Here is a 4,947-nt window from a genome sequence, read left to right as displayed (position 1 = left end):
TGCCCGGCCGAATCCTCATCAACACAAACGGTTTTCACCTCGGGGGTGGCTGGAGCGGGTTTGCCCCCTATAATGACTTTCACTGGTGATGCGCTTGTTAAGTGGTTGATTTAACTGAAAGTTGATTCGTTAAGTCGGTGAAGTTTAGTTCACGCACCCCATGTGACACCAGCAAAGTCGATACCGCCTGACGTCGGGTCTGTAAATGGATGCCTCAAGGTCTTCCATGGCAGGCCCGGTGAATGGTCAAGACGACGCCTTGAAATCCTGATTCGGAATACCCAAAACTCACAGTTTGACACTGTGAGCGGAATGAAGCGATATATGTTTGTGTTGATGTCCCTGATGTGTTTTTGCCTGCAGCGCGTAAACGTGCTGTTTGTTGGCATCCATCAGCCATCGGCGCCCATCCAAAGGGCGCAAACCGCTATTAGACCAATAGCAAGTCACCTCACAGACGCCATTGCTCCCCTCCACGCGCCTATACCTAGACTCATTGTGTGAGTCCGGGTTCTCCGGCTGTTTCCTCCTCATTTCAAAGCGTCAGTTTGTGTATCAATAGCTCGTCATGAGCTAACTGTTGATATTTGAATTGAAGGAACGCGACCCATGAAACGGATGCTGATTAACGCGACCCAGGCCGAAGAACGCCGCCTGGCTGTCGTCGATGGGCAGAAACTGCTCGACTACGAAATCGAAATTGAAGGGCGCGAACAGCGCAAGGGCAACATTTACAAGGCTGTCGTCACGCGCGTCGAGCCGTCGCTGGAAGCCTGTTTTGTCGATTATGGTGAAGAGCGTCACGGCTTTTTGCCGTTCAAGGAAATCTCCAAGCAATATTTCCAGCAGGGTGTGTCGGTCAGTCAGGCACGTATCCAGGACGCCATCAAGGAAGGCCAGGAACTGCTGGTCCAGGTAGAAAAGGAAGAACGTGGCAACAAGGGCGCGGCGCTGACCACCTTTGTCTCGCTGGCCGGCCGTTATGTGGTGCTGATGCCCAACAACCCCCGTGGTGGTGGCGTGTCGCGCCGCATTGAGGGTGAGGACCGCGCCGAGCTGAAAGAAGCGCTGGACCAGCTCGAATACCCCAACGGCATGAGCATCATCGCACGCACTGCCGGCATTGGCCGCAGCGCGCCCGAATTGCAATGGGACCTGAACTACCTACTCAAGTTATGGTCTGCCATTGACGGCGCCGCCAAGGGCGCCAAGGGGGCATTCCTGATCTACCAGGAATCCAGCCTGGTGATCCGCGCCATTCGCGACTATTTCAACCACGACATCGGCGACATCCTGATCGACACCGACGACGTGTTCGAACAGGCTCAGCAGTTCATGGCGCACGTCATGCCCGAGCACGCCACCCGCGTCAAACGCTACCGCGACGACGCCCCGCTGTTCAGCCGTTTCCAGATCGAGCACCAGATCGAGACCGCTTACGCCCGTACCGTGACGCTGCCCAGCGGCGGTGCCATCGTGATCGACCACACCGAAGCGCTGGTCTCGGTGGACGTGAACTCGGCGCGTGCGATCAAGGGTGGTGACATCGAGGAAACCGCGACCCGGACCAACCTGGAAGCGGCCGAAGAAGTGGCCCGCCAGGCGCGCTTGCGTGACCTGGGCGGCCTGATCGTGATCGATTTCATCGACATGGAGGAAAGCCGCAATCGCCGCGAGGTGGAAAACCGCCTGCGTGACGCCCTGCGTCAAGACCGTGCCCGCGTGCAATTTGGCACCATCAGCAAGTTTGGTCTGATGGAAATGAGCCGCCAGCGCTTGCGCCCGGCGCTCAGCGAAGGCGCTTCCATTCCCTGCCCGCGCTGCGGTGGTTCCGGCCACATCCGCGACACCGAATCCAGCGCCCTGCAGATTCTGCGCATCATCCAAGAAGAATCCCTGAAGGACAACACCGCTTCGGTGCTGTGCCAGGTACCAGTCGAGGTCGCCTCATTCCTGCTCAACGAAAAACGCACCGAAATCGCCAAGATTGAGCTCAAGCAGCGCATCAATGTGCTGATGGTGCCCAACAAGTCGCTGGAAACACCCAACTACAAACTGGAGCGCCTCAAACACGACGACCCGCGGTTGGACAACATTTCGGCCAGCTACAAGATGGCCGAGGAAGTGGATGAAGCCACCGCCGTGACACGTCGCTCACAGGAGCCAACCAACCGGCAAACGCCAGTGATCAAGGGTGTGTTGCCCGACGTGCCGGCCCCAGTGGCCCCTCCCAAACCGGAACCCGTTGCGCCAGCACCCCAGAGTACCCGCCAGCCGACGGTCAAGGCACCCGTGGCCACACCTGCGGTCGTTGAAAAGGGTTTTTTTGGCTGGCTCAAAAACCTGTTTGCCCCGGCACCGGCGGCCGAAACAGCACCACCCGCGTCGGCTCCGGCAACGGGTACAACCGAGACCCGCCCTGCGCGTGAGGGACGCCCGGGCCGCGACGGTAATCGCCGTGGAGAGCCACGCACAGAGCGCCCCGAAGGGCGCGGTCCGCGCGGCGAGGGGCGCAACAACCGCGGCGAAGGTCGCGGGGACGGGCGCGCGGAAGGCCGTGGCAACCGCGGCAACCGCGGTGAACGCGGTGAACGCGGCAGCCGTGAACGGCTGGACAGCCAGGCCACTACCGTGGTCACCGAATCTGTCAGTCTGGCTACCGATGCACAAGCGTTGGCCACAGACGCAGAGACCGCTCGCACCCAGCAGCGCCAGGAACGCAACGGGCGCAACCCACGCGGTGAACGTCGTCCTCGCGGTCCACGCGCTGACGCAGAGACACGTCCCAGCGAGAACCTGGATACCCCCCAGCTGGTGAGTGCTGATCCGGCCGCTGCCGACACGGCCGTGCCGACAGCGGAAGTGAACCAGCCCATTGGCGAATCGGGTGAACGCAATGACACCACGCCCCGGGAAAAACGCTCACGCGACCGTTATGGCCGGGATCGCAAACCACGTGGTGAACGCACCGAACGCAATGGCACGGAAGACGTTGGCCAAACCGATGCCCAGGCGACACTGGCTCTAGAAACACCGCTGTCCCTAGAAGAAGAAACGGTGCCACGCAAATCGTATTTCACGATACCCACACCCGCCGCTGAAGCCGTTGCCATCAGCAGCAGCCAACCTGAGCTGCCAGCGGCTCCGGTAGCGGTGGCTGCCGTCGTGGTCGAAACCATGCCCGAGGCCTCACCCGGCGCGCAGGACAACACGCCTGCGCCGGTACCTACCAGAGTCACAGAGCAGACCCAGCCCACCGCGGTTTCGGCGTCTCTACCCAAGGTACAGCCTTATCACCTGCCATTGGAAGAACTCGCACAGATTGCCCAGCAGAGTGGCCTGACCTGGGTGCTCTCTGACGCGGACAAGGTCGCGGCTGCCCAGACGGCCATCGCCGCCCAGACCCAACCAGTACACGTGCCACGCGAGCGTCCAGCACCCGTGGCGCAGGATACCCGGCCACTGGTGCTGGTGGAAACCAAACGGGATCTGCGCAACATCACGCTGCCGTTTGAAACCACCAACACGCCTTGAGTACAGGCCCGGCTAGGGCCACACCATCAAAAAAAGGGCACGTAAGGTGCCCTTTTTTTCGATACAGAACCGGGTCAGGCAGTCGCTGCGGCCTCGGGTACCGGACTCGAAACGCTAAAAAAGCCGCGACGGGCCAGACCCAGGTGACTGCAAGCCTTGTTGCCGCCACAGCGGCGTGCAAAGTCAACTGCACGCTCCGTGTTGTCCAGTGTGCTGCCGGGTGAATCATCCGCTTCAACACTGGTGAAGCCACAGCTCACCGTGACCCGTCCGACGGTAGCGAACTGGTACTTTTCCACATTGGCGCGAAACCGGTCAAAAGCAGACAACACCAGCGCCTCATCCGGGCAATGCATCAACACGCCAAAATGGCCGCCCCCGAAATGGTAGAGGCGGTCATAGGTGCGGAATGTGTTGCTCATGATGCGTGCCACCCGCTGCAACATGTCTTCCACGGTGCTGCGGTCATGCTTGTCACTGATCAAGCCATAGTTGTCAATCGAGGCCGAGCCCAGCCAGTAATTGGCTGGCACACGATGCCGGCGCTCCTGCCCCTGTGCCCCCGATGGCGCAGCGGAGACATCCACACCATCCAGATTTTCCAGCACGGCACTGTAGAACGCATCATCGAGCGACTTGCGATTGAGCAGACCAGTCAGGGCGTCGCGGTCGCTGTACTCGAGCAAGGTGTACATATTGCGGTAAATCTGCCGCAAGGCATCCACCAGCAGCAGACTATCCGGGCTCAGCGGGGCATCGGAATGTAATTCCAGCACCCCCTCGTCTTCCGGGCGGGAATCTGAAAATAGCGGCAACATGGTGATGCGCGGACCTTGCGGGCCAGCCCAGGCAATCTCCACCAGATCCCGGGTCTGCAGGCATTGCAGGCGGTCAGAGGCGTCCTCCAGCTTGACCAGCGACTGGAAATCCACCCGCTGCGGGTCAATCACCCGACCACCACCCTTGGCGTCGAGCCGGGCGACCTCCAGCCAGCGCCCATCACCTTCCTCGCGCACAACGCGGGCAATCACAATACGCTCAAGCGGCAAAAGGTCAATCAAGGCCTTGGACAGCGTGAGCTCAAGAAGGTCACGATCACGGTGATCCGTCAGCTTGACGATATGTTCAATGAATGTGCTCATCGCCAAATCATAGACGCGAAATCAAACCAAGTCACGCAAATCCCTCGGAGCCCGGTCGGTGAAACACCTGCCCGGCCGCAACTCAGCTCCGGCGGCGCAATGTGACCTGGGCCGCGCTCTTCCACGCTGCAGTGGCCTGCGCATCATCCCCCTGGCGTTGTGCCAGTTCAGCCAGCACCTGCCAGGCCCGCGTCAACAGCCCGGCATCCTCCAGCCGGGGCAAAGCCTGGCGGATCAGCTGCTGGGCCTTGCCCCACAACTGCAGATGCAG

Annotated in this window: 2 protein-coding genes and 1 pseudogene; 1 reads left to right on the top strand and 2 read right to left on the bottom strand. The window is 60.6% G+C overall.

The annotated features are described in order from the left end of the window. Nucleotides 1-609 precede the first annotated feature (609 nt). Nucleotides 610-3,534, top strand: a complete 2,925-nt coding sequence (locus PHW99_RS17135) for an Rne/Rng family ribonuclease (protein WP_300180458.1) — start codon at nt 610-612, stop codon at nt 3,532-3,534. A 74-nt stretch (nt 3,535-3,608) separates the two neighbouring features. Here PHW99_RS17135 and PHW99_RS17130 read toward each other — a convergent pair whose 3' ends face one another. Both PHW99_RS17130 and PHW99_RS17125 read right to left on the bottom strand, forming a co-directional pair. After that, nucleotides 3,609-4,676 carry a diguanylate cyclase gene (locus PHW99_RS17130; RefSeq protein WP_300180455.1) on the bottom strand — a complete coding sequence of 356 codons (1,068 nt, stop codon included), beginning with the start codon at nt 4,674-4,676 and terminating at the stop codon, nt 3,609-3,611. An 82-nt stretch (nt 4,677-4,758) separates the two neighbouring features. Next, a pseudogene (locus PHW99_RS17125) lies at nt 4,759-4,947 on the bottom strand (hypothetical protein); the annotation flags it as partial.

The organism is Rhodoferax sp. (assembly GCF_028689305.1).
Lineage (GTDB): Bacteria > Pseudomonadota > Gammaproteobacteria > Burkholderiales > Burkholderiaceae_C > Rhodoferax.
This window is presented reverse-complemented; position numbering and strand designations above follow the sequence as displayed.